This is a genomic window from Methylocystis sp. ATCC 49242 (genome assembly GCF_000188155.2).
Lineage (GTDB): Bacteria > Pseudomonadota > Alphaproteobacteria > Rhizobiales > Beijerinckiaceae > Methylocystis.
On record NZ_KE124774.1, the window covers coordinates 3,659,824 to 3,685,278 of the forward strand.

General features: G+C 63.8%; 30 protein-coding genes and 2 tRNA genes. 7 read left to right on the top strand and 25 right to left on the bottom strand.

What is annotated here, in order from left to right; genetic code table 11:
- Positions 1–6: 6 nt before the first annotated feature.
- Genes gor through MET49242_RS20020 form a run of 3 tightly spaced genes read right to left on the bottom strand, consistent with a single transcriptional unit; the run spans position 7 to position 2,470 of the window.
- Positions 7–1,380: a glutathione-disulfide reductase gene (gor, locus tag MET49242_RS20010; protein WP_036285603.1), complete on the bottom strand. Its 1,374-nt coding sequence runs from the start codon at positions 1,378–1,380 to the stop codon at positions 7–9.
- On the bottom strand, positions 1,377–2,105 hold the full coding sequence (gene rpiA / locus MET49242_RS20015; RefSeq protein ID WP_036285605.1) for a ribose-5-phosphate isomerase RpiA: 729 nt from the start codon (positions 2,103–2,105) through the stop codon (positions 1,377–1,379). The genes gor and rpiA overlap by 4 nt, the downstream gene beginning before the upstream one ends.
- Entirely contained in the window at positions 2,102–2,470 is a 369-nt protein-coding gene (locus tag MET49242_RS20020; RefSeq protein ID WP_036288900.1) for a hypothetical protein, read from the bottom strand. The genes rpiA and MET49242_RS20020 overlap by 4 nt, the downstream gene beginning before the upstream one ends.
- Positions 2,471–2,610: 140 nt before the next feature.
- Here MET49242_RS20020 and MET49242_RS20025 point away from each other — a divergent pair, with 140 nt between their 5' ends.
- Both MET49242_RS20025 and MET49242_RS20030 read left to right on the top strand, forming a co-directional pair.
- Positions 2,611–3,306 carry an HAD-IA family hydrolase gene (locus MET49242_RS20025; RefSeq protein WP_036285606.1) on the top strand — a complete coding sequence of 232 codons (696 nt, stop codon included), beginning with the start codon at positions 2,611–2,613 and terminating at the stop codon, positions 3,304–3,306.
- A gap of 51 nt (positions 3,307–3,357) precedes the next feature.
- Positions 3,358–3,432 (top strand) — tRNA-Val (locus tag MET49242_RS20030).
- Positions 3,433–3,499: 67 nt separating this feature from the next.
- Here the strand turns inward: MET49242_RS20030 and MET49242_RS20035 are convergent.
- The 7 genes from MET49242_RS20035 to MET49242_RS20055 form a co-directional block, all read right to left on the bottom strand.
- Positions 3,500–3,769, bottom strand: a complete 270-nt coding sequence (locus MET49242_RS20035; protein ID WP_036285608.1) for a GcrA family cell cycle regulator — start codon at positions 3,767–3,769, stop codon at positions 3,500–3,502.
- Between the two features lie 434 nt (positions 3,770–4,203).
- Positions 4,204–4,482: a hypothetical protein gene (locus MET49242_RS25305; protein ID WP_144259545.1), complete on the bottom strand. Its 279-nt coding sequence runs from the start codon at positions 4,480–4,482 to the stop codon at positions 4,204–4,206.
- A gap of 3 nt (positions 4,483–4,485) precedes the next feature.
- Complete coding sequence (locus MET49242_RS25650; protein WP_158497251.1) at positions 4,486–4,635, bottom strand: hypothetical protein; 150 nt, start codon at positions 4,633–4,635, stop codon at positions 4,486–4,488.
- 146 nt (positions 4,636–4,781) lie between these two features.
- Positions 4,782–5,900, bottom strand: coding sequence for an AAA family ATPase (locus MET49242_RS20045; protein ID WP_084678868.1), 1,119 nt, complete (start codon positions 5,898–5,900; stop codon positions 4,782–4,784).
- The gene (locus MET49242_RS25810) at positions 5,897–6,037 is read right to left on the bottom strand and encodes a hypothetical protein (protein WP_192815587.1); all 141 of its coding nucleotides are present in this window, start codon (positions 6,035–6,037) and stop codon (positions 5,897–5,899) included. Before MET49242_RS25810 ends, MET49242_RS20045 begins: the two co-directional genes overlap by 4 nt.
- Positions 6,034–6,279 (bottom strand): hypothetical protein, encoded by a 246-nt coding sequence (locus MET49242_RS20050; protein WP_036285612.1) that lies wholly within the window; start codon positions 6,277–6,279, stop codon positions 6,034–6,036. The genes MET49242_RS25810 and MET49242_RS20050 overlap by 4 nt, the downstream gene beginning before the upstream one ends.
- Complete coding sequence (locus MET49242_RS20055; protein WP_144259720.1) at positions 6,276–6,476, bottom strand: hypothetical protein; 201 nt, start codon at positions 6,474–6,476, stop codon at positions 6,276–6,278. Before MET49242_RS20055 ends, MET49242_RS20050 begins: the two co-directional genes overlap by 4 nt.
- A gap of 297 nt (positions 6,477–6,773) precedes the next feature.
- Here MET49242_RS20055 and MET49242_RS20060 point away from each other — a divergent pair, with 297 nt between their 5' ends.
- Positions 6,774–6,977, top strand: a complete 204-nt coding sequence (locus MET49242_RS20060) for a transcriptional regulator (protein ID WP_371212534.1) — start codon at positions 6,774–6,776, stop codon at positions 6,975–6,977.
- 183 nt (positions 6,978–7,160) lie between these two features.
- On the opposite strand, the gene MET49242_RS20065 is transcribed toward MET49242_RS20060, so the two are convergent.
- From MET49242_RS20065 to MET49242_RS20120, 11 genes are all read right to left on the bottom strand, one after another.
- On the bottom strand, positions 7,161–9,752 hold the full coding sequence (locus tag MET49242_RS20065) for a phage tail tape measure protein (RefSeq protein WP_036285616.1): 2,592 nt from the start codon (positions 9,750–9,752) through the stop codon (positions 7,161–7,163).
- A gap of 20 nt (positions 9,753–9,772) precedes the next feature.
- Positions 9,773–10,279 (bottom strand): hypothetical protein, encoded by a 507-nt coding sequence (locus MET49242_RS20070; protein ID WP_036285618.1) that lies wholly within the window; start codon positions 10,277–10,279, stop codon positions 9,773–9,775.
- Positions 10,280–10,572: 293 nt separating this feature from the next.
- Positions 10,573–10,941, bottom strand: a complete 369-nt coding sequence (locus tag MET49242_RS20075) for a hypothetical protein (protein ID WP_144259721.1) — start codon at positions 10,939–10,941, stop codon at positions 10,573–10,575.
- Between the two features lie 18 nt (positions 10,942–10,959).
- Positions 10,960–11,982, bottom strand: coding sequence for a hypothetical protein (locus MET49242_RS20080; RefSeq protein ID WP_036285620.1), 1,023 nt, complete (start codon positions 11,980–11,982; stop codon positions 10,960–10,962).
- A gap of 10 nt (positions 11,983–11,992) precedes the next feature.
- Positions 11,993–12,322 (bottom strand): hypothetical protein, encoded by a 330-nt coding sequence (locus MET49242_RS20085; protein ID WP_144259722.1) that lies wholly within the window; start codon positions 12,320–12,322, stop codon positions 11,993–11,995.
- A 217-nt stretch (positions 12,323–12,539) separates the two neighbouring features.
- Positions 12,540–12,773, bottom strand: coding sequence for a hypothetical protein (locus MET49242_RS20090; RefSeq protein WP_036285622.1), 234 nt, complete (start codon positions 12,771–12,773; stop codon positions 12,540–12,542).
- Positions 12,770–13,051: a hypothetical protein gene (locus MET49242_RS20095; RefSeq protein WP_036285624.1), complete on the bottom strand. Its 282-nt coding sequence runs from the start codon at positions 13,049–13,051 to the stop codon at positions 12,770–12,772. The genes MET49242_RS20090 and MET49242_RS20095 overlap by 4 nt, the downstream gene beginning before the upstream one ends.
- Before the next feature lie 146 nt (positions 13,052–13,197).
- Positions 13,198–15,387: an AAA family ATPase gene (locus MET49242_RS20100; RefSeq protein ID WP_084679239.1), complete on the bottom strand. Its 2,190-nt coding sequence runs from the start codon at positions 15,385–15,387 to the stop codon at positions 13,198–13,200.
- A gap of 365 nt (positions 15,388–15,752) precedes the next feature.
- Positions 15,753–15,983 (bottom strand): hypothetical protein, encoded by a 231-nt coding sequence (locus MET49242_RS20110; RefSeq protein WP_036285631.1) that lies wholly within the window; start codon positions 15,981–15,983, stop codon positions 15,753–15,755.
- Positions 15,984–16,093: 110 nt separating this feature from the next.
- On the bottom strand, positions 16,094–16,717 hold the full coding sequence (locus MET49242_RS20115; RefSeq protein WP_036285633.1) for a hypothetical protein: 624 nt from the start codon (positions 16,715–16,717) through the stop codon (positions 16,094–16,096).
- Positions 16,718–16,805: 88 nt separating this feature from the next.
- On the bottom strand, positions 16,806–18,101 hold the full coding sequence (locus MET49242_RS20120; protein ID WP_371212535.1) for a tyrosine-type recombinase/integrase: 1,296 nt from the start codon (positions 18,099–18,101) through the stop codon (positions 16,806–16,808).
- Between the two features lie 132 nt (positions 18,102–18,233).
- On the opposite strand from MET49242_RS20120, the gene MET49242_RS25355 reads away from it, so the two are divergent.
- Positions 18,234–18,309: transfer RNA gene (locus MET49242_RS25355), tRNA-Leu, on the top strand.
- A 226-nt stretch (positions 18,310–18,535) separates the two neighbouring features.
- Here the strand turns inward: MET49242_RS25355 and MET49242_RS20125 are convergent.
- The 3 genes from MET49242_RS20125 to MET49242_RS20135 all read right to left on the bottom strand — a co-directional run bounded on the left by MET49242_RS20125 (position 18,536) and on the right by MET49242_RS20135 (position 22,190).
- Positions 18,536–19,285: a hypothetical protein gene (locus MET49242_RS20125; protein WP_144259723.1), complete on the bottom strand. Its 750-nt coding sequence runs from the start codon at positions 19,283–19,285 to the stop codon at positions 18,536–18,538.
- Positions 19,286–19,467: 182 nt separating this feature from the next.
- The gene (locus tag MET49242_RS20130) at positions 19,468–19,887 is read right to left on the bottom strand and encodes a hypothetical protein (RefSeq protein WP_144259724.1); all 420 of its coding nucleotides are present in this window, start codon (positions 19,885–19,887) and stop codon (positions 19,468–19,470) included.
- Between the two features lie 74 nt (positions 19,888–19,961).
- Positions 19,962–22,190 (bottom strand): PAS domain-containing protein, encoded by a 2,229-nt coding sequence (locus MET49242_RS20135; protein WP_036285637.1) that lies wholly within the window; start codon positions 22,188–22,190, stop codon positions 19,962–19,964.
- Positions 22,191–22,680: 490 nt separating this feature from the next.
- Between MET49242_RS20135 and MET49242_RS20145 the strand changes: the two genes are divergently transcribed.
- Both MET49242_RS20145 and MET49242_RS20150 read left to right on the top strand, forming a co-directional pair.
- A complete protein-coding gene (locus MET49242_RS20145; protein ID WP_036285640.1) occupies positions 22,681–22,917 on the top strand; it encodes a hypothetical protein in 237 nt (78 codons plus the stop codon).
- A 138-nt stretch (positions 22,918–23,055) separates the two neighbouring features.
- Entirely contained in the window at positions 23,056–23,484 is a 429-nt protein-coding gene (locus MET49242_RS20150) for a hypothetical protein (RefSeq protein ID WP_036285642.1), read from the top strand.
- A gap of 55 nt (positions 23,485–23,539) precedes the next feature.
- Here the strand turns inward: MET49242_RS20150 and leuB are convergent, their stop codons facing one another.
- Positions 23,540–24,649, bottom strand: a complete 1,110-nt coding sequence (leuB, locus tag MET49242_RS20155; protein ID WP_036288909.1) for a 3-isopropylmalate dehydrogenase — start codon at positions 24,647–24,649, stop codon at positions 23,540–23,542.
- A gap of 241 nt (positions 24,650–24,890) precedes the next feature.
- Here leuB and MET49242_RS20165 point away from each other — a divergent pair, with 241 nt between their 5' ends.
- Positions 24,891–25,358: a hypothetical protein gene (locus MET49242_RS20165; protein ID WP_036285646.1), complete on the top strand. Its 468-nt coding sequence runs from the start codon at positions 24,891–24,893 to the stop codon at positions 25,356–25,358.
- Positions 25,359–25,455: the final 97 nt, after the last annotated feature.

Genomic DNA, 25,455 nt, shown 5'->3' on the forward strand with positions numbered 1-25,455 from the left:
TCGGGATCAGTCGGGGCGACGCCGGCGCGCGGGCGCGCGCATGGTGACGAGTTCTTCCGCCATTGTCGGGTGCACGGCCATCGTCGCGTCGAAGTCCCGTTTGGTCGCGCCCATGCGCAAGGCGACGCCGACGAGCTGGGCCATCTCGCCCGCCTCCGGCCCGAAAATATGCGCGCCCAGCACCCGCTGGCTCTCTGCCTCGACGACGAGCTTCATGTATACACGCTCCGCGCGGCCCGAGAGCGTCGCCCGCATCGGACGGAAGGAGGTCTCGTAAATGTCGAGCGCCGGATGCTTTTCCTGCGCGGCGGCTTCCGTCAGTCCCACCGTGCCGATCTCGGGCGTCGTGAACACCGCGCTCGGCACGCAGTCGTAGTCCACCGTCGTCGGCGCGCCGCCGAAGACGCTGTCGGCGAAGGCGTGGCCCTCCCGAATGGCGACGGGCGTGAGGTTGACTCGGTCGGTCACGTCCCCGACGGCGTAGATCGACGCGACATTGGTGCGCGACTGCGCGTCGACGATGATCGCGCCATTTTCGCGCGTCTTCACGCCCGCCAGCTCCAGCCCGAGATGCTGCGTCAGCGGTCGGCGGCCTGTCGCGACCAGCACGGCGTCGACGGTCAATTCCTCCCCGTCGCTCATCGTGACGGCGAGGCCGCTTGCGGATTTGTCGATGCGGGACGGCAACGCGCCGGCGTGATGGCGGACGCCGGCATGCTCCAGCGCTTCGGAAAGGCGCTTGCGCAGATCCTCGTCGAAGCCTCGCAACGGCAGTTCCGCGCGATAGGCCAGCGTGACCTCGGAGCCGAGGCGGGCAAAGACGCTTGCGAATTCCACCGCGATATAGCCCGCGCCGACGATCAGCAGCCGCTGCGGGAAGGAGGGCAGGTCGAAAATTTCGTTCGACGAGAGGCCCCATTCGAGGCCCGGAATATGCGGCGCAAGCGCTGGCGCGCCACCCGTGGCGACAAGGATGCAGCGCGCGCTGGCCGTGCGGCCGTCCGAGAAGCGGACGGCGTTCGGCCCCGCGATGGTCGCGCGGGCGCGGATCAGCTCGACGCCGGCGTTGCCCAGCGTCTGCTCATAGAGGCCGGAGAGCCGCGTGATCTCCTTCTCCTTGGCAGAGACCAGCGTCGGCCAGTCGAAGGAGACGTCGCCAACGCGCCAGCCGAAGCCCCTGGCGTCCTCGAATTCGTCCCTGAAGCGGCTCGCCAGCACATAGAGCTTTTTCGGCACGCAGCCGCGGATGACGCAGGTGCCGCCGACGCGAAATTCCTCGGCGATGGCGACCTTCGCGCCGTGGCTCGCCGCGACGCGGGCCGCGCGAACGCCGCCGGAGCCGGCGCCGATGACGATGAGGTCGTAGTCGAAATCGCTCATGGCCCCTCGCCCGAGATGTCTCCGATGATGCGAACGCCCTTCGCGCCGGCGATGAAGATCGCCTTGGCGAGGCCGATGAAGAGCCCGTGATCAACGACTCCCGGAATGCAGGAGAGCCGCTCGGCAAGCGCCTCGGGCGCGTCGATCGCGCCGAAGGCGCAGTCGAATATGTAATGTCCGCCGTCGGTGAGATAGGGCGCGTCCGGCGCCGCCATACGCCGGGTGATCGTCCCGATCAGTCCGAGGCCGCGAGCGACGCGCTCGATTTGCAGCTGCGTCGAGCGCGCGCCGAAACGGTCGACCTCGACGGGCAGGGGAAAAGCGCCGAGCGTCCGCACCTCCTTCGTCGCGTCGGCGATGACGACCATGCGCCTCGAGGCCGCCGCGACGATCTTCTCGCGCAACAGCGCGCCGCCGCCGCCCTTTATCAGCCGCAACCGGGCGTCGAATTCATCGGCGCCGTCCACTGTGAGATCGAGTTCCGGCGTTTCGTCCAGCGTCGAAAGCCTGATTCCGAGGCCTTCGGCCTGGGCCCGGGTGCGTTCCGACGTCGGCACGCAAAGGACCTCGAGACCGTCGCGCACGCGGGCGCCGAGAAGATCGACGAAATGTGCGGCGGTCGAGCCGGTGCCAAGCCCGAGCTTCATGCCATGGGTCACGGTTTCCAGCGCGGCCGCGGCTGCGGCGCGTTTCATCGCCTCGGCGGAAAGTGCGACCACGGTCATTTCGCCTGCGGGGTGCAGACGACCGAGCTCTCGTTGAGCACGAAGCAGATCGACATCATGCCCGAGCGCAGATCGACGCGGAACACGCCGCCCTCGCCCGTGTGACGGGAGGCGACCAGCGCATATTCGCTGAAGGTTCCCGCCTTTGCGCCCTCGCCCGGGGGATAGCAAAGCGTGACGCCGATCGGCGAGCCCTCCTTGAGGCCATATTGGCAGGCGCCGACTTCGCCCGTCGCCCTGTCGAGCCGGAACACGCGGTTGAGGTCCGTCTGCGGGGCGGCGAGAAATTCGTAATTTCCCGCGGCGGCGGCCGGCGCAACGCTCGCGGCGGCGAATGAGGCCGCGAGGAATAGGAATCGTCGCATGTGGAAAAAACGCGTGTGACGCATTCGTCCGCTCCCTGTCGCGAATCGGTCGGGGCAGTCTACACGCGCAGGCTGCGCGGCGCCGATTGCGGCGAAAAATTCCTTGACCCGACTCGATCCGCCCCGCTAGGCCCTCGGCGATGACAACCACTGCGCCCACCCTCGTATTCGACCTCGACGGCACCCTGGCCGACACCGCCCATGACCTGATCGCGACCCTCAACGTCCTGCTGGCGCGCGAGGGACGGCCGAAGGTCGCGCCGGAAGCGGCGCGCAGCCTCGTGGGCGCGGGCGCCCGGGCGCTGATCGAGCGCGGATTCGCCCTCGACGGCGCGCCGCCGCCGCCCGAGCAGGTCGATCCGCTGGTGCAGGATTTCCTCGCCCATTACGAGGCCCATATCGCGGACGAGAGCCGGCTTTTTCCCGGGGCGCTGACGGCGCTCGACCGCTTCGCCGCCGCCGGCTTCCGCCTCGCGGTCTGCACCAACAAGCCGGAGCGGCTCGCGAGGCTCCTTCTCGAAAAGCTCGAAGCCGCCGACCGTTTCGCGGCGATCTGCGGACGCGGCACTTTCCCCATGCACAAGCCCGACCCGCGCACGCTGCTGCTGACGATCGAGGCGGCGGGCGGCGACACTCGCCGCGCGGTGATGGTCGGAGATTCGAAGACGGACGTCGACACGGCAAAAAACGCCGGCGCGCCGGTGGTCGCGGTCGATTTCGGCTACACGGACATTCCGGTGTCGGAACTCGGCCCGGACCGGATCATCTCGCATTTCGACGATCTGTGGGACGCGACCCACGCCATTTTGCGCGCGCCGGCCCCCGGTCGCACTTGACGGACAGCCTCGCCCTCTCTTACAGGGGAGGCGTCTCGCGAAAAACGCGATGGGCGGCTAGCTCAGCGGGAGAGCACTCCCTTCACACGGGAGGGGTCACAGGTTCAATCCCTGTGCCGCCCACCATCGAAATCAAAGACTTGCGCAATTTGATTCTGACATGCTCGGGAGCGAGTCACCAAATAGTCACCACTCACCACCCTCTCCCCGTCGCCTCGATCATGCGCCCAGGCTGCGGCCCGTCGCATCTCCCGCGCCTCTCATTCCTCGGCCTTGGCGGATAGCAGATGGCATGATGCGGCGCGCAGTAGGGCGAGCCCGTGGCGGAAGCCTCGCCACAGAAGAGCGCCGGCGGATCGTCAATGCTCCCCAGGGCGAACTTGCACTGGCCGTGCTTCAGATCGAGGAAGGGAACGCCGATCATATCGAGGCCCTCGATAGAAAAAACCCCGCGCCAGTTCATCCGTGGTCGCGGGGCTCTCGTGTTCCGGCGAATGGACGACGCCGGCGTTTGCTCAACCTAAACAGGCAAGCCGCAATCCGCAACCTCGTCCCCTATCGGGGTTTTCTCCAAAGAGCTTGCCGGGAGTCGGCCCGAGCGCGGGTTGTTAGGGGACGCGCTCGGGCCACGCCCTCGGCGAGAGGCTGATAACGCCGCTGGCCGGTTCATGCTCGCCGGTGGCGAGCATCCTTGCAAGCGTCGCAGAAATATCACGCCGCGCCCGGAAGCGCCGACGACCTTCGCAGCCTGTTCGCGGGACTCACGTTGGCGACATTCCGGCAAGTCTGCCGGAATGTTCTGCGACTTCAGGTCATTCCGCTGTCCCTGCCTTTTCTTCGCGTCTTTGGCGAAGAGTTTTTCGAGATCGAGGGCGATGAGGGCAAGCTGGCCGGCGCTCAGGTGGCGACGACCTTCGCAGCCTGTTCGCGTGGACGGTCCGCCTCTGAACTTCTGGGCAGATCTGCCCGAATGTTATGCGGCTTCAGGTCATTCCGCTGTCCCTGCCTTTTCTTCGCGTCTTCGGCGAGGGCCCGCCGTTGCTTTGCCGCCGCCCATGCTGTCGAGAGGCATTGCGACCAGCTCCACCCGAGCCCGAGGCGCTTGCCGTCCCTGTAGCGCTTGTGAGCGTCGCGGAGGATCGCGGCCCGGTCATATCCGCCAGCGGGCGTCGCCATGTCTCACGTCCTCGGGGTGAGCCGCTCCCCGAGCGCCACGAGCGCCCGGCCTGCGGATATGGTGCGCGTCCCGACTTTAAGTGCCCATCCGGCGAGCCGGATTCGCCACAATAACGCGGCCAGCTCGAGCACGGTCTTATCGTGAATGGTCATCGTCTATTGTCCTCTGGTTGAGCCTCCGGCCCATAGGTGGCCAAAGCCGTCTATCTCTTTTTTTGGCCACCTATGGCCATCTTTGGTGGTCTCGCTCATAGGTGGCCATAGGTGGCCAGGTTTTTCGCGTGGCCATCTTTGGCCACCTATGGTTGAAGGCTCCACGTCCATTGCCCTTCCGGTCCGAATCCAGAGCGGGCCACCTTCACGCCAAGCGCCTTCTGCGCCCGCCTCACTGTCCGCCACGCCAGCCCATTCGCCTCGGCGGCTTCCTTCACGTCCTTCGCCGCCATCGGCCCGTCGGCAAGCAACGCCTTCAGGAACGTCTCGGCGTCGCTTTCGGCGCGCCCCTTGTCGCCGTCGGGCTCGCCAAGCAGCTCGCGCGGGCTTCCCTTCACCGCCTCGCCCCATTCGACATAGGAGGTTTCGACGCCCGGATGCCCGACGATGCCCGTCTGGCAGATTTCATAAGTGAAGCCATTGCCGTCGGGGCCGATGTTCGATTTTACGCGACAGACGATGCGCGGCGCTGGCCCGTCGTCCTCTGCCTTCTTCGCCGCCATCAGGACAATTCGCGCCACGGCGCCGAAGGCCAGCGAGCCGGAGAGGCGCTCCAGGGGCTCCCGTCCCGCCGAGCCTTTCGCGACATGCGTCACCCCGATCAGGGCCGCGTCCGTCGCCGCCGCAAGGTCCACGAGCGGCTGAAGCCCGCGCCTCGTTTCCGTGTTTTTGTGGCTGTCGCCGGTCACGGCGTTCACGATAGGGTCCACGATTATCAACGCCGCGCCTCCCGCCCGTTCGATCGCCGCCTGCAAGGGGCCAATGTCGCGGGAAGGGTCGAAGGCGCGGGCGATATCGCCGCTGTAGACGCCGCCGACGAAGAAGATGCGCCGCATATCCGCGCCCGAGGCGATCAGGCGGGGAACAAGAGTGTCGGCGGGGTCATCCTCGCCGGACCAGATGACGACGTTGCCAATGGGCGCGTGTGAGCCGTCGGGCCATGCGCCGCCCTTCGAAACAGTCGCCCCCATCCGCAGGCAGATGGTCGTCTTTCCGGCGCCGGGCGAGCCGCCGATGATGTGCAGCTTGCCCTTCGCCATCCAGCCGGGCCAGAGCCAACGAATGGGCTCGGGCTCGATTGCGTCGGCGCGGACCAGTTCGACTTGTGGCGCGGCTGGAAGCCCGACGACGATGCGCGACCGGTCGCCGCGTTGCTCGTGATATTCGGCGGCGGCGGCCGCGAGAATTGCGGGGTCAACGGTCAAGCGACTTCCTCCGCGTCGTCGTCTTCCAGGTCTGGGTCGCCGTCCAACTGGTCGAGAAGGTCAATCAGCATATCGACCACGGCTTCGAGGCGGTGGCGGAGGTTGCCGTCCAGTTCGACAAATAGGCGCTGGCTCATGGCGCCGCCTCGATCAGATCGGCGCAGGCGCGAATGGCGTCGCCCTTCTTCCACTCATTGCCGAGGTAGTCCTGCTCGATCGTCGCAATGAAGCGCAGGAGCGCCAGCGCCCCCGCGACCGTCTGCGGGCGAACTTCGAGAACCGCCTCCGCCGCAGCAAATTCGGCGCTGTCATCGTCGTCGAGTGCTTCAATGCGCAGGCGTTCCCATTCGGCGATGGCTGAAAAGATTGGGTCGGTCATGGCTCCCTCCCGTCTGTCGCGGACTGCTGGGCGTCGAGTTCGCGATGCAGGGCCTTGATGCTGTCGACGAAATGCTCGGCCAATAGCTCCAGCGCCTCGCGCTCGTCTTTCTGAAGGCTGCAAGAGCCGGTGATGGCCATTTCGAGGGCTCGCCCTTGTTTGATGGCGGCGCACAGGCGGTCGATGAGGTCGATCATGTCGAGAGGCTCAACCATGGCGGCGGCCTCCCTTGATCGCGGCGACGGCCTTGCTCGCCTCATGGGCGACGAAGGCCAGCCACAAGGCGGCGAATGGGGCGAGGGCGAAATAGAAGGCGGGGTCCATTGGGCAAGCCTCCGGCGTTCGCCGGGAAGGGCTTTCCCGGCGGTGGTGAACGTGGTAGAAAATTTTTTCAGGCGATAGATTCGTTACCACGCTATCGCATGGTGGTCAATTCTTTTTCACGGATGGTCGAAAAAATGCTCACTGGGGCGCAGATGCGGGCGGCTCGTGCCTTGGTCCGATGGACCGTCGACGATCTCGCCAAGGCCGCCAATGTCGGCGTCATGACCGTGCGCCGCGCCGAGGCGAATGACGGACCGCCTTCCATGATGGCAAACAACCTCGCCGCGATCCGCGCCGCCCTCGAGGCGGCGGGGGTCGAGTTCATTGCCGAAAATGGCGGCGGGCCGGGCGTCAGGCTGAAGAAGGCGGAATGAGCGCCCGCTCGCCAGTCCAACCCATGACGAGCAAAGTGAAACCCTGGCGGGTTAGGTCGAAGGAGCGGTCGAAGCGCCCGGCAACAGTCGGATGCTCTGTCCTGGTGGGGGACTTGCTCGCCAAAATCGGCGAGCAAACAAAGTCCTGCCCCTCCGCGCACGAATAAGCAAAGCGGGCTTTGCCTATTCGCCCTTCTGCGCCGACGCCGTGAAGTTGCGATTTTGCTCGGCCCGAATGGTGCCGATCTTCGCCGACGCGGCGCCTGCCGCCGCGCTCAGGGCGTTGACCTTGCCCGTCGCCCCCGACGCCGCCGCGCCGACCTGGTGAAGGAGCCCGAGTAAGGTTTGAACCTTGCCGATTCCCGCGTCTACGCTGCCCGTATCGACATGCGGCGCGACGGAAAGATTTAGCCCCTCGAACGCCGTGCGCGCGCCTTCCGCTGCGCCCTTCGCCGCCTCCGCGCTCGATGCGTCCACTTGCGGTGTCACTGTCGTGTTGAGTGCGGCGAAGCGATCGGACGCGCCCTCTATCGAGCCCTTGAAGGCGTCGAGCGGCCCAACATCAACGCGGGGCGTGACGACCATCTCCTGCGGCGGGATAGGCGGGATATCTTCGACCTTGGGAGTGACGCGAAGCTCTTGCGGCGTGAACGGCGGGACAGGCTCGACTTTCGGAGTGACGACCATCTCCTGCGCCGCAGGAGCTTGCGCCGCCGGGATCGTCCGCGCCTTCGCGTCCTCGCGCAACATGCGCGGGGCGAGCGTCGGAGCGGGCTTTGGCGGCAAGATCGCTTGCGGAGCAATGACAGGCGCCGCCGGAGGGACGCGCTCGATATCCTTCGCCCGGAGGCTCATCGGGCGCTCGGGGGGAAGCGGAACGCGCTCCACATCCTTCGCCCGGAGGCTCAGCGGCCGCACGGGGGGAGCGGCCGGCGCTGGCGTCACTGGAGAAGGAGCGGGAGCGGCTGGCGTCGGTCGCGCCGTGATCTTCGTGCCAGGCAGTTCCAATTGCGCTTTCGCAGCGTCGAGTGCGCTGGCGTCGAGCGTGATCGGTATTCCCTGCATCTTGCGAAACGCCGGAAGGTTGCTCGCGCTTATGCCGCCGGCGACGCCCATCGGGCCAGCGTCCTTGCTCTTCGCCCAGTCCTTCGCCTTGACAGATATTTGCGGCAATTGCTGAAACACGGGACGGGGCGGCTCGGGAGCCGCCGGCGGCTGATTGATCTTCAGCCGCTTCTCCAAGTCAACCACGGACTCGCCGACAGGCGTGGCGCGGGAGCGGGCCTTCTCGCTCTCTTCGGTCGCCGCGCGCATTCGGTTTGCAGCCGCCGCCCATTTGTCCGCGATGCTGTCGAGCCACGGGAGAACAACCGGCTTCGCGGCCTGCGCGGCGATATCCAGAAGCGACTGCTTCAGCTTTTCGAGCTTCGCTTCGGTCGTCCCGGTTTCGATATCCATGGCGCCTTGCATCGACTTGCGCCACGTTCCGCCGCCGAGATAATCGAGCAGGCGAATGATCTCGGGAAGCGCTTGCTGCATGCGTGTGGCTTCGTCCCACCATTCGGCGCCTACCAGCGATTTCATGGTTCCGACGGAATTTTTCGCCTTTCCGACGCGCTCAAGGAGATCAATCATCGTCTCCATTGGCTTTGTCTGCATTCCTTCTTCGACTTGCTTGCCGGACAGTCCAATTTCCTTGAATGCAGCGGCCGCACCTTTCCCGAGCGTTGACGCGGTGCGCAGCTTCGACGTGAACGCTGTCAGAAACCGCGCCGCCACGTCGGTTTCCATCCCGACGCCGCGGAGGGCGGTCATCATCGCGAGGGCGTCATTCTCGCCGACGCCCGCCGCCTTCATGCCTGCCATGGCGCGCTGCGACATGGCGCCGATGTCACGCTCTGCGGCGGCGGACACGTCGCCAAGCCCGTTCACTTTGTCGGCGAAGATTTCGAGGTCTGCGATAGATTTGCCCGTCTGCGCCCTCACCTCGGTCAGCATCTGCGCAGCCTCACGGGCGCTAATGTCCCAAGCAGTCGAGACCTTCGCGCCAAGCAGGGCGAAGGCGTCCAAATCCTTATAGGCAACGCCCGACTGCCCGCCCTGCGCGAAGATCGCGGCCACGTCCTGATATGACTTGCCGATCGAGGTCGAAACCTTCGCGATCTTGCGGTCGAGCGTCGACCAGCTATCGCCGGCTTCGAGCGTCACCTTCTTCTGAATTTCCGCGAACGCCTTGTTGCGGCTGATCGCCTCTTTGATCGCGACCGTGGAGACGCCGCCGACCGCCGCGCCAGCAACCGCCGCGCCTCCCATTCCGACCATCATTCCCGCAGCACCAGGAAGCGCGAATGAAGCAAAGTCGGACGCTTTCGCGCCGATACCGCTGAACCGGCCGACGCCATGCGTGGCAGATGCGGCGATGGTCTTGTTCAACGCTATCCGCTCGCGCACGGAGGCCTTTGCCGCCGCGAGGATCTGCTTCTCCTTCGCGAGCATCATGGCTGGGCCTTTGGTCGACCAAGTCGCCGCGCCCATCGCCTGCTTTTGCGCCCGCGCATAAAGCAACCATTCCTGGCGCACGTCTCGCAGCTCGGCGCCAGTCAATTTTAGGCTCGCGAGCTGGCGGCGGAACGGGTCTGATCCGGCCTTTCCCATTCCCTTCGCGACATTCGCCGCCGCTTTCTCGGCGTCCCGGAGCGCCTGGGAGACGGTGCGCGCGGGCTTTGAAACATCGTCAATGAGACGGACGGTTAAGGAGCTTGTGAGGGAAGCCACTGGTTATCCTTTCACCTGGTCTAAGGCGCCAATTCGTCCGCGCGCCGCTCAAAATCTTCGCGCGCTTCGTCGAGCGCTTCCTCGAGTCGCGCCTCGATCGTCTCTCGCAAGTTCAGATCGCGTGTGCACGCCGCCGGGACGCCCGCCAGCCGGGAGCGAAGCGAGCCAAGGATGTCGGAAAAGACAGGCTCGATTTCCGTCATAGGGATGAGCTCGCCTTGTTTGATGGCGACGCGGAGGCGGATTTCTTCGGCGCGTGCTCTTTGGACTTCGGCGGCCGCTTCAGATTTCGACGTCTTCTTCGACTCGGTCTTCAAATTCTCGGTATAGGCGGCAATCACTTCGCCGATCGGGACAACGCCGGGCCCCTCCTTCGTCACGCGGCCATCCGTGCATAGCTGGCGCACCCACCTGTCCGTCACGCCAAGCAAATCGGCGGCGTTCCGAATTGTGACGAGCGTGCGGCTATGGATCGTCTGAATGGCCCGTTCCGCCGGTCCCGTCGCCCCTCTTTTTCGTGTCGTCATCGGGCAATCCCCATTGTTTTATCGACCTTTTCGATAGACTAGACCGGAACGGAACCGGAAAAATCAAAAAATCGAATATAATCAACGATCGGGGTCGCCGCCCGCGTCCGCCTCGCTGCACTGCAAAAGGAACCTTAGTCAATCTTTTCAATCACTTAGCCGATGCTGGTTGCGGAATGGCTCAGCATATGCTTGCAATGGCAAAGGCAATGCTTGTTCGGCGGCGGCTGGGATGAGCGCGCCCCGGCCGCCGCCTTCGCCACGGGTGATCTAAGTCCGTGGCGAATCCTCTGTTAGCGTCCGTGCGAGATAATAGCCCCGGCTTGGCGGGCCCCGATCGAAGACGACGACACCATCGTGCGCAGGGCGCCGATGGCCTGTTCGGCGCTCATCTCCGTCTCGAAGGCGAGGTGCCGCGCCGCTGCCTCTCGTCCGTGTGCGGCGTCGCTCGTCAGGATTGCGGTTAGGCGGGCGCGCTCTTCCTGCGCCCCAAGCACCAGGCCTTCGGCGTAGCCGGCCTCGCGGCCCTCCGCGAGCCCCGTCAATTTTCCGTCGAGAAAGCCCTGGTCAAATGACCCGTCGTCGTGCGCTTGCTGCAATCCCTCGGCGCGACCGAGTGCGCGTTGACGTTCGAGTTCTTCGCCGTCGTAAAGTTTGCTCATTTTCATCTCCTATTGTGATCAGTTGCGCGGCGCCGGCGCGGCGTCGGCGAGGCCCAAAACCGCGCGAGGATCGCATTCGGGGCGGCGATGGATTGTGAGACCGGCTTCCTGCGCCGCCGCGATCAACGATTCCTCGTCGCGCTCGGCGGCGAGAATTGCGGATTTGCACTGCGCGGTTTTCTTCGCGCGGGTCTCGGGCGAAAGCGCCGATGCGTCGTCGGAATTTTCGTCAATCTCGCGTTCGATCGCGGCGATGAGCGAGTCGCGGTGCAGCCAACAAAACATCGACTCAGTGTCTGTGACGCGATGAAACGGCAGGGAGACCATCTTCCCCTCGACTGCGACGGCGCCGCCGCCCGCGATGACAGTGGGAAATTCGAACGGTCGGCCAGCTTCGATCGAGATAAGCGTGTTCGGCCGGCCGCGCTCGGCGAGGGCTTCGATTTTTGTCCGCGCCATCTGTTTTGCGACGCTCGAATGAATAGGTGCGTCGGCGACCGCCTGCGCGTCCTCGCGCAATTTTTCCAATTGCTTGCGCACGCGCGCGACCGCCTGCTGATGAGTCTCGCCCTTGCCGAGCGTCGCGGCAACAGGCGGAGCTGCCTCGACCGGGTCGCTCAGGCGCTTGATATAACTTTCGAGGGTCTCGCGCACGGCGGCGAGGTGACGCCATTTCGCCGCGCGCTCGTCATACGCGGCCTGCAAGCGATCGATTTCCGCTGTCAGTTTCGCGATTTTTTCGCGTTCGCGGACGATCGCGGGGTCGTCTTCGCGATGTGCGCGACCATCATGGCGCCCGTTAATGTAAGAGCCGATCCACACTTCAGAGCGCTGGCGCTTTTCGCGCAATTCGGTCAGCTCGTCTTGCAAAGGTCGCAACACCGCGTGCGCGTCGGACGCCTCACGCCGGATTGATCGGAGCTTGTCTGCGGCGGGAGGAGGAAGGCGGTCGATCGGATCGGCGACGAATGTCGGATTGGAGCCCTTGCCGGGCTCGCGGACTTCGGCGGACTCGGTGCGGAAGGGGTTGAGAAAGTTCATGTGGGCCTCGTTAGTTCACATCAACTTGCGCCGACTCCATCGCCAAGAAAACCCCGTCGCGCTCGCCAAATTCGCCAAATTCGCCAACGCCGGATTTTTTTCTAAGAAACGCACGCAAGCCTCGTTCCGAAAACTGCCAACTACCGGTCGGTAGTTTCCATCCGAAACCGTGCTGACGTGCGTCGCGGTAGAGTGATGAGAACGATCGTTTAGCGATCCTCGAGGCCTCGTTAGTTGAGAGCGTGCGATCCGGCTTCGCGGAAGACTTTTCCCTCGCTTCGAGTTCGTCGGCGAGCTGCGCCGCCAGGCGGGACAGCTCGCGAAGTTCATCGGCGGTCATCGTGCCTTTCCTCTCTGCGGGCCACAGGGGGCAGCTGGCGCGTTTTTCCACCCCGGAGCTAGCATGGTAGCTGGCGCTCGCGTTTCGCGCATGAGCGGGGCGTTTCTGGCGATCTGGCGAAGGGTGTGAGCGATTTCGGCGCGCTCCTCGAAAAGGGAATGCGGATCGCGGCGAGACGGGGAGAGGCGCTCCACGCGCGCGGCGAGTTCGGAAAGCGTCATCTCATTTCCTCCTCGACGACGGTCATGACGGCCTTTTGCAACTCGAGCATCGTGTCGGGGTCGGGCTGCGCGAAGGTCGCGAGCAGCTCGCGGGCAAACTGTCGCGCCCGGGCGACGATTAGTGCGTTGCCCGCGTCCGACGGGAGATGGGCGACGACGCGCTCGACGACGGCGAGCCTGAATGCGAGGCTCGCGGTGAGGTCGCGTGTGAGCGGCGGCCGGCGGGTCATCCGAGCACCTCGATGCGGTCGGCGCGAAGGTCGAGGCGAAGGCGCGGACTGTGAGAGCTGTCGTCGATACGGAAGCTCGGGACGCCGACGACGCGGACGCGCTGGCCAGGTCGTAGGGCCATGGCGGCGGCGCGCACCGCGTCTTCGACCGCGACGACGTTCCAGCTCCGCCCCTGCTTCTCCCGCGCCACGAGTTTGGCGAAAGGCCTCCCGTCGAAGCGGGCCTCGATCCGGGCGGCGGAGTGGACGAATGCGATAACTTCAGCTTGGCAACTCATGTGCGGCTCCTTTTTCTGTTTTTGCCGGACAAGCCGGACAAGCCGGACATTTGTCCGTTTTGTCGCGAGCAATTAGCCGGACAGACCGGACAGCACCCCATAAGGGGTGCGTCCTTGTCCGGGTGCTTTGTCCGTGTCCGTGGGGTCTATTCATCGTCTGAGACCTGCCAGACGAGAGTGCGGGCGCCGTCGTCGCGGACTGCGATCGCATGGCCGGTCAACAATTCAGCCTCGCCGCGCCGAAATGCCTTTTGCTTTGCGGCTTGCTGCTTTTCGACCGTGTCGCCGTCGGCGGGCCACGCCGCGTAAAATTCACGCCGAACGTCCTCGCGCTCTGCGGCGCGCACTTCCGGTCCATCCATGCCGAACGGCCGTGTCGTCTCTCCCTTGTCGCCAACTGCGATTTGCAGGGCCGAGAGATACGCTCGCGCCGGCCGGGTCATGCGCGGCGCGGTTTCGACGCGATCCGCGGCTTGCGTCGGCTCCACGTAGCAGGCGCCATACGGCTCGCCGTCTTCGTCGGCGCCCAGCTCCACGAAGCGCAGCTCGAAGGCCGAAATTTCGCCCTCTTCGCCGACGCGCGATTTCGCCAGCGCCAGGCGCCGATCCGAGACCTTGCCGGTAACTTCGTTGCGGTTTGCCAAAACGGACAGGATAGCGTCCGCGCCGCCGCGCCATGCCGACGCGCCGCGCAAGCCGGTGTCGGTCGCCTTGCCGAAGTGGTGAACCGGAATGACCACGGCGCCGACGGCGTCGCCGATGCGCCTCATCGCGGCGATGATGCGATTTGCCTCCGCTGAGGCGTTCTCGTCCTGCATCGCGAAGGCCGCGCCGAGCGTGTCGATAACGACGGCGCCCAGTCTCACGCCATGGTCCGCGTTCATGCGCTCGGCGACGGCGCGCAGTTTGGCAATGGCGGCGTTGAGGTCGCGCGAGTCAGACAGGTTGCCGACACCATCAATCCACGCGATCGGAAGCGGCTCGCCGGTCGTCTTCTGTTGGCGCGCGACGTGAATACGCGCCGCCAGCGTCGCCGCACCCTCGGCCGCGAGAAAGACTACGCCGACGCGCTCGGCGACCTTGTGTCCGAAAAACGGCTCTCCGCTGCCGAGCGACGTGGCAAGGTCAACGGCGATGAAAGTTTTTCCGGCGCCGCTTTGTCCGCCGAGGAAGGTCACGCCACGGAGCGGAAGCAACCGTTTCACGAGCTGCGGCGGCGGCTCGAGCTTCGTGGCGCCATCGAAGCAGACGCCCGCTAGCGGGTCCGCCGGCTGCGACAAAATCTCGCCTGTCTCGGCGTCCGCTGTCACGCCGTCCTGGACGATCGTCGCGCGCGGTTTCGGCCCGAGATGCCCTGTCGATCCGAAGTCGGCGCCGCTCTCGTCGAGACGAAGCCAATCCGCCACGGCGCGCCCGATCGCGTCGCCGAACACGTCACACGCCCTCGGCAAACCCGAGAATTTTTCGCCCGAGCTCGCCCGCGCATACGTGCTTCGGATCGCCGCCGCGAAGTCTCTCGCATCTTCGTCGCCGACAGCGCGGGCGAGCGCCTCGGCAAAAAGTTTGCTCTCGCTCTCCGAAAATCCGGCGCGGACTAGGACGCCAGCGACGGCGAGGCGCGCATCATGGCGCGCGCCATGCGCGGGCCAATGCCGCGCCAACAAGCTGCATGCGGCGAGGCGCTCGACGCGACGAAAAAGGTCGTCGCATTCGACGCGCGCCGGCTCGCCGTCACAGCCGGGCTCCCAAGCGATCGGCTCGCCGCTCTCATGAGTCGAGCCCGGAAAAACCGTCTGGACTTTCGGCCCAAGCCGCAAATCGACAAGGCGGGCTTTCGCGCCACCCTCCTTGGCGATCGGATCGTCAAAGGCGAGATTGCCGGGCAGATTTACACTAGCTGCATTAGTGTAATACAACCAGTGCGACGCGCGCGCCGTCTCGCGGCCGAAGATCGCTGCGGTTTTTGGAAGGAAATACGGCGCGGCCGCGATGGCCTCGGGACAGTCAAGGTCAACGTCGCTCAGGCCCGATGAGTTTTGGCCTAATACAACTCCGAAGNTGGCCGGCGCGCCGTTAAAATAGCGTGACGCCTCGTCGGCGCTGATCCGGAGGTCCGTCCAGCCGGGGAGTGATGGCGCTTTCGATCGGAAACCAATCGGGATCGGCGACCAGCCCCGCTCGATGTAGTCGAGCGCGACAGCGAGCGGCGACGGGGCGTCGCCAGTGGGGGCGGGAGGCGGCGACGGCTGGCGACGCCAGGGGCGAGTGTTGGCGGGTTCGATCATCGGCATGGCCTCGCCGGCAAGACGATGCCGCGCAAAAAGTCCAAGAGCCATCCCGGATCGTCAGGCGACCGCGCCGCCGCTCGGTCGCCTTCCACCCAGATGGAATGCAGCACGCTGTCCCGGTCGCGGGGCGCCCCGGCGGACCAGCGGCCATACCTGAAGATGACGCGACGCTGACCGTCCGTAAGCCGAACGATCGTCGCCCACCACGCGGGGTATCGAGGGTCCACCAGCTCGCCGTCGGACGGGTCGCGCGAGACGGGGCGGAGCCGATAAAGGCGACGATCTGCGACCGATTGCGCGGAGGCTTCTGGTTTGGTATTTCGCACGTCGGACGCGCCGGGAAGCAAGTCCTTTTGAAGGTCGCCGCCAGCGTCTCGCCGGGGCGGCTTTCTCATTTTTAAGGGCGCCATGAATCAGGCGGCCTCGGGCCGGTCGCTCGTCGACGACATCGGAGCGCTGATCTTCCGCAGCGCCCAAATGTCTAGGCTTTCGACTTCGTAAAGGACCGCCTTTCCGGCCCTGCGGAACAAAGGACCGCCGCCGACGGTCGCCAACTTCGCGAGCGTCTTTTCGGAGCCGAAACCGTATTTCGATTTGAGGTATTCACCGGCCTGCTTGCGGCGAAGAAATTGCTGCGTGACCATTTGCCACTCCTTAATTGGTGGAGAGGCTCCCTATTTTTCTCAAATTTTATTGCTTGTCGAAATGTGCAAATGTGCGGGAGCAAAAAAATCCCGCACAATTAGCCGCACAATTACTTGCGCGGCCCGCGAGGCCCCTGTTTCGTGTTTCCTGTCAACTGCTTGGCGATGGCGCGAGCATCGTCGCGAGAGACTGTGGAAAACTTTTCCCGCACAATTTCCGCACATTTATTTTGAGATAAAAACCCGCCCGCCTCGTCTATTTTGTCTTTCAAGTAAGACTCCACGGCCGATCGATCCGGCTGCCCTTCGCCGGTTTTAGTTTGCCTGTCGAGTGCAATCGACAGGTCGTAAATCTTCAAGGATTCTGTTTCTGCCGCGTTGGTTGCGAGCCGGAATTTCCATGATCCGACCCACCTGTCACGCACGATAATTTCTCTCGCCGCCGTCAGTGAGCCGAGGCGGCCGCGTGCAATCGCGACGCCGTCCCGCAACGCGGCAAGCAAGCCGCGAGCTAGCGGATTCGCACTCACGATGGTGTGAGAGTTCCCCGGAATCGCGTCGCCATATTCCGAAAACATCGCCTTCACGTCGTCTTTCGTCGCGCCGCCCGGCTTCTGGCTCAATTCGGCTTGCTGCGCCTTGAATTTTTCGACAAATCTCGCGTAGTCCGCCCGGTCGGCGTCGGATGCGAGCGCCTGTAGCGCGCCGGCCAGATTCCAATCTTGATCCTTCATCGTGAGCCCTCACGAAGCCCTTGGGGTGCGCGAGGCAACGGATGGGCTAAATCCGCTTTCAGGCCGTCGCCCTAGCCTCGCGCGTCTCTCAGCGTCCCGGTTCGGTCCTCCGGTCCGCGATATTCACAATCTCCGCCTCGCGGCCATCGAGCATGGCGGAGATGCGCGCCGCAACACGATCGGCGGCGGCAATCAGCACGGCGTCGAGATGGTGGACATATCGCGCGGTTACGCTCCCCGCCGCGTGGCCAAGCATCGCGGCAATGGTAGACTCGGCAAAACCGAGGTCGGCCGCTGTAGAGGCAAACGAATGTCGCATCGTGTGGGGCGTGACGCCTTGCAATCCTGCACGCGCCGCGACCTTCTCGAAGAAGCCCGTCAGTCCGCCGTAAGCGCCCGTCCCACGAACGGCCGGCAGCACATATGGGGAGCCGTCCACCCGATCGACGCCTGCCAGGATATCGAACACGGCGCGCCCCATTGGCCGCGTGGAGGCGCCCTCCTTGGTGTCCTGCAAGCGAAAGCAGCCGGCGGCCTCGTCGACTTCTGACCAGCGCAGTTTTGCGATTTCTCCGAGACGGCAACCGGTTAAAGTAATCAGCCGGGCGCCGGCTACGCCCTGCCATGTCGCCATCTCATCTTCGGCCTGGCGCAGGGCATTGCCGAGCGCCCGGTATTCGTCTGGCGTGAGCCTGCGGGTCCGCTTCTGATCGGCCTGCCGCTTCACGCCGTGGGCGGGATTGCTATCGATTATCCCTTCGTGAACTGCCCATGTCAGGACCGCGCCGAGAAAATTTGCAGCCCGCGCCGCCGTCCCAGCGCCGCCCCGAACGATGACTCGGCCGCGTGGTTTGTCGGAAGGCAGGTCGAGCGCTGTCTTGCCGGTCGTCACGTCTCGAATGAACTTCGCCACGTCGGCGCGCGTCAGCTCTTTGACGAGCTTTTTCCCCAGCAAGGGGACGATGTGACGATCGATGCGCGCGTGATCCTGTGAAATCGTCGAGGGCTTCTTCGGCCGGCGCTTCTTGCCGAAGATCAATCCTTTCTCAGCGGCGGCCATGTAGTCGGCGCAGAGTTCCTTGACAGTGATCGATTCGCGCCGCGTGGTGCGCTCGGTTAGGGGATCGTCACCTTTGACGACGCCGCCGAGTGTAGCCAACGCCATCTTGCGCGCTTCGTCAGTTGTGATCTTCCCGTGGTCGCCGATCTTCATGCGCTTTCTCGCGCCGCCGGCGTTGCGGTAGTCGACGTAATAAACCCGCTTGCCAGTCGGGTGGACGCGGCAACCGAAGCCCTGGAGGTCGCTACACCATATGAAATATGCGGACGATCTCGGCTTTGAGTCATCAACAACGCGCTTGGTGAGCCGTGGCACCGTGACCACTCCCTTAAAAAACGAGTCACCAAATAGTCACCACAGATTAGGAATAAAAGGAATAGGCGGGAAAAGGCCGGTAAGAACAACGTTGCGGAAAGCGACGCAAATTCATTGTGTTATAAAACAATAGAAAACTCAGGGAACCCACGGAAAACTGTTAATAACTCCCTTCACACGGGAGGGGTCACAGGTTCAATCCCTGTGCCGCCCACCATCTGAATTTACGATCTTCAAAATTACCTGAAATCTTCGGGAGCGTTGGGGGAGCGGGCGTCGCTCCTTCATCATCGACGGCCGTCATCCGCCGGCGAGCGGGCGCATCTTGCCGGCGTAAAGAGGCCGCGATCGGCTCCGATCGCGGCCCCTCGCCGAGTGGTTCTTTCGCAATCATCCGGGCAAACGCGGTCCGGGCGTGTTCCCGCTGCGATCAGCCTTCGTGATCAGAACTTCGTGCTGGGCTTGTATCCCTCGGCCGCATTTCCCGGGAAGGGCTGTATCGACTTGATGCAGTTGTATGAGCCGTCGGCCGACATCGTTCCGTTGGGGCCGCAGACGAAGACGCTGTTGATCGTGGCCGTCCGCGCTTGCATCGAGATCGGCGACCCGCCGCAGGACGTCGACGATTTTGCGACTACGCGCACCGCGCCCCAGACACGAAAGGCGTAAGCCCCGCTGTTCGCGCCCGTACCCGGGCCGGGATTCGTCGGCCTGAAGAAGCTTTGATAGGTTCCGGGCGTATTGAACTTCGCCTTGAGCGGATATTCGATGGTGAGCTCACGGCTTGCGCGAACGCCCGCTGCGGGAGGCAAAATGCTCCCGCCCGCCCCGGTCGGCTTCGTGGCGGTGTTCATGTAAATCGCCGCCACCTTGAGACTGACCGTGTCGCCCGCAGCGGTGTCGATCGGCGCGGTAATGTGAGGATGGTTGGCGTGGCGCGTGTCGCCCGCCGCCTCGTCGGATGTCGCGGAAGCCGAGGCGCTCGCCGGACATTCGCCGTCATCGGCTTTCAGAATGACATCGACGCCGTTGAATGTGTCTTCGAAGGCAGGCTCGCCGGCGAAGCCGACCGTGAGAACGATGGATTTCTTCGAGGCGGGCAGCGTGCGGGATTCATGCGCCACTGCCGGCGTCATCGCCGCTTGAGAGACGAGCGCAGTAACAAGAAGCGTCGGACAAACTAGCGTCTTCATCATCTTTTCCTTTGTTTGGACATGACACGTCTATCGGCCGACGTCCCCGTTCTGTGAGGACGCAGCAGATCTCTGGCGCCGGACCGGATGGCCGATGCGATCAGGCTTTTGAATTTGTTGGAAGCGTTATTGGATCAGCAGCGCATCTCTCGAGGATGCGGCCGATGTTTGGCGCGGCTTATTTAGCCGATCGGCGGCGCGCGAGCAGCCCAGACGCTGCCCCAGCCTGTTCCGGTAAGAAGCGAGGAAACCTCGGCAAAACCCGTATAGAGGGAAACGCCGAGCCCGCTACCCATAAAGCTCGCAACGATCGCGACGATCGCCGTCAGAAGCCAGGATTCGTCAGACGCATTCGCCGAACATGAAAGGCAGCAGTCGGAATCGTCGGCGTGCTTGTGAACAGGAGCGTCCTGACCCGCATTGTTGAGACATATGACGCGGGTGATCGCGGCGCCGTGAACGTCGAAGAACACATCTGCTTCAACGGGCGTCGCAAGCGAGGACTTTATTGGCAGTAGTCCCTGAAGAACGAGCAGGCAAGCGACCACCGCCGCACAAAACATGCGGCGCACGCTCCACGATAATGCCCCTCTCGTCGCCATGTTTCGAACATATTCGAGTCACGCATAATGTCAATCGGGATTGGATGCGCCATCGGGCGTTCGACATAATGTTATCACTTCGCCAGGGGAAGGCGGACGACAAATTCGCTGCCATGTCCCGGCCCATCGCTGTGCGCGTCGATGCGCCCGCCATGCAAAAGTATAAGGCCCCGGGAGAGCGCGAGTCCCACGCCGATGCCGCCCGACGCAATGCGCGATCCGGTTTTGACCTGCGCGAACATGTCGAAAATCGAACCGAGCGTTTCGGGCGGCAGCCCGGCGCCAGTGTCGCGCACGCGGACGATTGCTTCCTTCTCGCCATGGGCCGCAGCGATGTCGATACGCCCGCCAGCATCCGTGAATTTGACCGCGTTGTTAAGAAGATTGCCGAAAATCTGCACGAGACGCACAGGGTCGCCGTCGACCTCCAGGGGCCGCGACGGAAGTTCGATGGTCAGTTGGTGACCTTTCTCCTGAACGAGCGGCTGACAAAGATCGACCGCCTGCGACAGGATTTCACCCAGTTCGACGCGCTCTTTTTTCAGTTCGATCTTGCCATGCTTGATGCGCGTGATCTCGAGAAGATCGTCGACGATGCGTTTGAGATGATTGACCTGCCGCTTGATCCTTGCAAGCGACGCGCGCTTCTTCTCTTCAGCGGACGATGTTTCGGACGTCAGGATGTTCAGCAGATTGACGGAATTGCTGATTGCGCCCAAAGGATTTCGTAATTCATGGGCGAGCGTCGCCAGAAATTCGTCCTTGCGACGGTCGACGCTGAGAAGCTCCTCCTCGATCTTTTTCAATTCCGTAATGTCGTAAACGGCGCCCATGGCGCGAAATGGATGGCCGTCGGCGTTGAAAAACACAATGCCTTTCGACGCAATCCAGCGCGTCTCGCAATCGTCTGCACGTACGATCCGGCACTGGAAGTCGAGGCGTCCGCCGCCCGACAGGGCGGTCTGCATTTCCGAGTCGACACGCTGGCGATCCTCCGGGTGAACTCGTGACAGGAAATCGTCATATGTGAGAGACGCGCCTCGCGGCAGGCCATAGAGGTCGTAATATTCATTATTGAGGAATGTTTCGTTCGCGCCGAGATCCCAATCCCAAATTCCGATATGCGCCGACGACTGGGCGAGGCTCAGCCTTTCCTCGCGCTTGCGCAGCGCCTCTTCCGCATTCCTGCGTTCCGTCACGTCGACGCCCGAACCGATGTAGCCGAGAAATTCCCCCTCCGGCGTAAAGCGGGGAACGCCGACGTCGAGAACCCAGCGATATTCCCCATCGTGGCGACGCAATCGATATTCCATCTCGAAGGGTTTGCGCGCGTCGAAAGCCGACCCGTAGGTTTCGAGACAACGGTCTAGATCGTTCGGGTGAACGCACGCCGTCCAGCCGTCGCCCAATTGCTGTTCGAGCGCGCGGCCGGTAAAATTCAGCCAGGTCCTGTTGAAATATGTGCAACCCTTTTCCGCGCCCGACATCCATATCAGCGCCGGCGTATGATCCGCGATTTGCTGGAAGCGATGTTCGCTTTCTATAAGGGCGGCTTCGGCCTGCTTGCGTTCCGTGATGTCGACATGCGCGCCGACAGCGCGCGATGGCGCGCCCGCTTCGTCCCGTTCGACGACCTTGCCCCGGCTCAATATCCAGCGATATTTGCCGTCCTTGGTCCGGAGCCTGAATTCGCAGGAATAGGCGCCGGATTCGGACAACCATTCGTCAACGCGCGCCAGCGTGGCATCCCGATCGTCAGGATGGAGAAGTTCTATCCAGTGACGGACAACATCCGGGGCGAAGTCGGATTCTTCATAGCCGAGCATCGCGCAGTAATATGGGCTGATGAAGGCCTCGCCGGTCTTTATGTTCCAGTCCCACAGGCCTTCCCGCGTCGCCTGCATCGCGTAACGGTGCCGCTCCTCGCTCAGACGCAGGGCTTCCTCGGCCCTTTTTCGCGGCGTGACGTCCTCCGCGAAAATGACGATTCCCCCGATCGTCCCATCGGCCTCGAACCATGGACGCAATTGCCAGCTCATCCAGACGACGCCGCCGTCAGCGCGAACGAAACAATCCTCCGCCGCGCTCAGCGTCTCGCCGGCAAGGCCGCGCCGATGCGCCTCCTTCCATCTTTCGGGTATTTCCGGGAACAGCTCATAATGCGAAAGGCCCAACATCGGACCGTCGACAGGATATTCCGACAGCCAGCGCGGACTCATGGCGAGATAGCGCATTTCCCGGTCGAACATTGCGGCCGCGATGGGCGTCTGCTCGATAAAGAGACGCAGGTCGGCGCCCTTCATGCGCATTCTCGTTTTCTTGGAGGAAAAATCGCAACTGCGGCGCGGAATTAAGCTGTTTTCGCGTTGCCGCGCAATTCGGAAGTGGTCGACATTCGTCGCGCTGCTTTCAGGCGGCGTGTCAGTTGACGAACACTCGAGCGGGGCGTGCGACGGCGTCAGATCGTCGCCAATCACAGACTGAACGGGCGTTCAACGCGGGAAGGCGGATGCGGCAAAGCGAGGCGGCGCACCGTCTTTCTGCCGGCTGATGTTCGCGAAGCGACTGTTTTTGTCGGGAAAACCATCCTTTCGGGGAAAATTTGCGCGTACTGGCGCATAGCGGAACACGCTCGCGTTCAAGGTTAGTTGCGTGGATTGCGCCAAAATCGGATTGTCCGCGCGCTCAGGTCGCGTATGATCGCGCCGGTCCGCGACCCGCTCCCCAGGTCGCAGGGAAAGACACGGATCAGGAAAAGTCTCTGATCAACGCAAACCTAGAAGGGACGTGTGAATGCGCATCTTTTTCCGGCTCTCGGCTCTGCTGGCGTTCTTCGCGGCTGCGCCCGCAATGGCTCAAGGAACCGCCGAGCAACGCGCGGCGTGCGAGAACGACGCCTATCGTTTCTGTGAGGCGCAGGTGCCGGACGCGATCGCGGTCGAAAAATGCCTGCGCGCAAACATGCGCTCCCTGAGCCCGGGCTGCCGGGCGGAGTTCGGCGAATCGTCGGGGAAAAAGGGCCGGCGCTGAAGCAGGGCGCGGGCCGCACGCTGCGCGCGCCCTCCCGCCGCGTCGCGAAAGCGGCGCATGACAGACATTGAGGATCGCGGGGATCTCGATTCCCGCGATCCTGCTCTATAATATGAGGAGACAGAAGGAGATTGCCGCATGTGGGGCGTGGGTCTCGTTCTCCTCTATTTCGGCATGGCGATTCTCGCCGCCGCCTTGGTTTTGCAGCAGGACCGCTATGTCGTGCGGCGCTCGGCGAAAATCGGCGCGGACGCTAGACGGATTTTCAGGCGGATCAATGAAGCGGATGTCTTGTCGGCCTGGGCCGGCGAGGGAGAAGTGACGATTGTCGAGAGCCGGCCGGATGAGCTGCTCGTGCTGCGGCTCGACTCCGGGAGGCCCGCGAAATCAGAGAGTTTCGTCACCTTTGCGCTGAGGCCGGAAGGCGCGGCGACCGTCGTCGACTGCGCCTTGTCCGGCCGCAACAGCTATGCCGACAAAGCGAAAAATCTCTTCGGCGGGCGCGAGAAGGCGCTTGGCCCAAAGGTCGAGAAGGCGCTCGCTGATCTTGCGGCGAGCTTCGCCTGAAATGTCGTTCTGATCGCGGCGCGCCGCCCGAGTGGCGACGCGCCGGGATTTTTCACTAGCCCAGCGTGTTCTTCAGTTCGGCGACGATGGCGTCGCCCATCTGGCTCGTCGAGATGGAGGACGGCGCGTCGCCCTTGATGTCGACGGTGCGCAGGCCCTTGGCGAGCACGGCGGCGATGGCCGTATCGATCGCGTCCGCCGCCTTCGCATTATCGAAGGAATATCGCAGCGCCATGCCGAGCGAGCCGATCATGGCGATGGGGTTCGCAACGCCCTTCCCGGCGATGTCCGGCGCGGAGCCGTGGCAGGGCTCGTACATGGCGTGGCGCTTGCCATTCGTGTCGGCCGCTCCGAGCGAAGCCGAAGGCAGCATGCCGAGCGAGCCGGTGAGCATGGCGGCTTCGTCGGAGAGCATGTCGCCGAAGAGATTGTCGGTGACGATCACGTCGAACTGCTTGGGCCAGCGCACGAGCTGCATGCCGAGCGCGTCGGCGAGCATATGCTCGAGCTGCACGTCCGCATATTCGCGCTTGTGCAGCGCCGTGATCACCTCGCGCCACAGATAGCCTGACTTCATGACGTTCGCCTTCTCGGAGGACGTCACCTTGTTGCGGCGCTTGCGCGCGAGTTCGAAAGCGACGCGGCCGATGCGCTCGATCTCGTGGGTCGTGTAAACCTGCGTGTCGACGGCGCGCTTCTCGCCGTTCTCCAGCGTGACGATCTCTTTCGGCTCGCCGAAATAGACGCCGCCCGTGAGCTCGCGCACGATCATGATGTCGAGGCCGTCGACGAGCTCGCGCTTGAGCGAGGAGGCGTCGGCGAGCGCCGGATAGCAGATCGCGGGACGCAGATTGGCGAAGAGGCCGAGATCCTTGCGCAGGCGCAGCAGGCCGGCTTCCGGGCGCACGTCGTAGGGCACGCCGTCCCATTTCGGACCGCCGACGGCGGCGAGGAGCACGGCGTCGGCCGCCTTCGCCAGCGCCATGTGGCCCTCGCTGATGGCGACGCCATGGGCGTCATAGGCCGCGCCGCCGACAAGGCCGCGTTCGATCTCGAAGCTCGCAACCCCCGCCTGACCGAGGAAGGCCAGAACCTTCTCGGCCTCGGCGGCAATTTCCGGACCGATGCCGTCGCCGGGCAGGAGCAGGAGCTTGTAGGCGGACATGAAACCCTCTTCGAAGTTGGAGAAACCCGCGCCGTCAATAGAGCGCCGGATGGCGCGACGCAACACCGCGCGGCGAGGCGGCGCTGTGCGACAATTCGCGCGCGCGGGCGCCCTTGCCGGCGCGAGTGAAGGCGTGCAGCTTGAAATAGGTCAAGGAACCACGGCTTCGGGGTTCGACGCGCCAATGAACGAGCAGCGTCGCCGCGACAGCCGTTTGGGCGGAACCAGGGAGACGCAACAGATGAAAAGCTTGAAGATCGCGGGGCTGGCGCTCGCCGGCGCGCTGGCCGCAACCGTTCCCGCCAAGGCGTTCTGCCTCATCAACTGCGAGCCCAAGCCGGAGGACGCCCGCAAGGTCTTCGAAAATCTCGTGAAGACGAAATTCGACAAGGACGCTGTGATCGAGAAGTTCGACATCACGCGCTTCTGGCCGCTCGACGTCGAGGGCGCCGGCCACGCCGGCTATGAATTCTATTTCACCGCCAGCGTGAAGTTCCCGAAGGGCGCGAATCTCGAATGCAAGCCGGACGACGCCGGCAAGGTGAAGGAAGGCTGCTCCGCCAGCACCTATTTCTCCACTACGATCCAGAACAAGATGGTGAAGGAAAAGCAGTATATCGAACCGGGCAAGGTCATCGAATTCAAGGACGAGACCCGCTTCGACCAGGAAGGCAGCAAGTGGAAGGGCCAGGACGGCAACATGTATTGAGCCGGGCGAATCGGCCGGAAGAGATCGCGGGCCGCCCGGTCCGCGATTTTTTTTTGCCCTCGTCATGTCCCGGCGGGCTTTGCTCGCGCCCGCCTGT

Bases quoted from the DNA above. Each gene is read 5' to 3' on its own strand.
- MET49242_RS25810 (WP_192815587.1), bottom strand. From the start codon at position 6,037: ATGAGCCAGCGCCTATTTGTCGAACTGGACGGCAACCTCCGCCACCGC.
- MET49242_RS20125 (WP_144259723.1), bottom strand. From the start codon at position 19,285: ATGAAGACGCTAGTTTGTCCGACGCTTCTTGTTACTGCGCTCGTCTCT.
- MET49242_RS25650 (WP_158497251.1), bottom strand. From the start codon at position 4,635: ATGACCATTCACGATAAGACCGTGCTCGAGCTGGCCGCGTTATTGTGG.
- MET49242_RS20085 (WP_144259722.1), bottom strand. From the start codon at position 12,322: ATGACCGCCGATGAACTTCGCGAGCTGTCCCGCCTGGCGGCGCAGCTC.
- MET49242_RS20020 (WP_036288900.1), bottom strand. From the start codon at position 2,470: ATGCGACGATTCCTATTCCTCGCGGCCTCATTCGCCGCCGCGAGCGTT.
- MET49242_RS20055 (WP_144259720.1), bottom strand. From the start codon at position 6,476: ATGATCGACCTCATCGACCGCCTGTGCGCCGCCATCAAACAAGGGCGA.
- MET49242_RS20145 (WP_036285640.1), top strand. From the start codon at position 22,681: ATGCGCATCTTTTTCCGGCTCTCGGCTCTGCTGGCGTTCTTCGCGGCT.
- MET49242_RS20110 (WP_036285631.1), bottom strand. From the start codon at position 15,983: ATGGTCACGCAGCAATTTCTTCGCCGCAAGCAGGCCGGTGAATACCTC.
- MET49242_RS25305 (WP_144259545.1), bottom strand. From the start codon at position 4,482: ATGGCGACGCCCGCTGGCGGATATGACCGGGCCGCGATCCTCCGCGAC.
- MET49242_RS20115 (WP_036285633.1), bottom strand. From the start codon at position 16,717: ATGAAGGATCAAGATTGGAATCTGGCCGGCGCGCTACAGGCGCTCGCA.
- MET49242_RS20035 (WP_036285608.1), bottom strand. From the start codon at position 3,769: ATGAACTGGCGCGGGGTTTTTTCTATCGAGGGCCTCGATATGATCGGC.
- MET49242_RS20135 (WP_036285637.1), bottom strand. From the start codon at position 22,190: ATGAAGGGCGCCGACCTGCGTCTCTTTATCGAGCAGACGCCCATCGCG.
- MET49242_RS20080 (WP_036285620.1), bottom strand. From the start codon at position 11,982: ATGAACTTTCTCAACCCCTTCCGCACCGAGTCCGCCGAAGTCCGCGAG.
- MET49242_RS20070 (WP_036285618.1), bottom strand. From the start codon at position 10,279: ATGACGACACGAAAAAGAGGGGCGACGGGACCGGCGGAACGGGCCATT.
- MET49242_RS20095 (WP_036285624.1), bottom strand. From the start codon at position 13,051: ATGAGTTGCCAAGCTGAAGTTATCGCATTCGTCCACTCCGCCGCCCGG.
- MET49242_RS20165 (WP_036285646.1), top strand. From the start codon at position 24,891: ATGAAAAGCTTGAAGATCGCGGGGCTGGCGCTCGCCGGCGCGCTGGCC.
- MET49242_RS20050 (WP_036285612.1), bottom strand. From the start codon at position 6,279: ATGACCGACCCAATCTTTTCAGCCATCGCCGAATGGGAACGCCTGCGC.
- MET49242_RS20090 (WP_036285622.1), bottom strand. From the start codon at position 12,773: ATGACCCGCCGGCCGCCGCTCACACGCGACCTCACCGCGAGCCTCGCA.
- MET49242_RS20150 (WP_036285642.1), top strand. From the start codon at position 23,056: ATGTGGGGCGTGGGTCTCGTTCTCCTCTATTTCGGCATGGCGATTCTC.
- leuB (WP_036288909.1), bottom strand. From the start codon at position 24,649: ATGTCCGCCTACAAGCTCCTGCTCCTGCCCGGCGACGGCATCGGTCCG.
- MET49242_RS20130 (WP_144259724.1), bottom strand. From the start codon at position 19,887: ATGGCGACGAGAGGGGCATTATCGTGGAGCGTGCGCCGCATGTTTTGT.
- MET49242_RS20075 (WP_144259721.1), bottom strand. From the start codon at position 10,941: ATGAGCAAACTTTACGACGGCGAAGAACTCGAACGTCAACGCGCACTC.
- rpiA (WP_036285605.1), bottom strand. From the start codon at position 2,105: ATGACCGTGGTCGCACTTTCCGCCGAGGCGATGAAACGCGCCGCAGCC.
- gor (WP_036285603.1), bottom strand. From the start codon at position 1,380: ATGAGCGATTTCGACTACGACCTCATCGTCATCGGCGCCGGCTCCGGC.
- MET49242_RS20025 (WP_036285606.1), top strand. From the start codon at position 2,611: ATGACAACCACTGCGCCCACCCTCGTATTCGACCTCGACGGCACCCTG.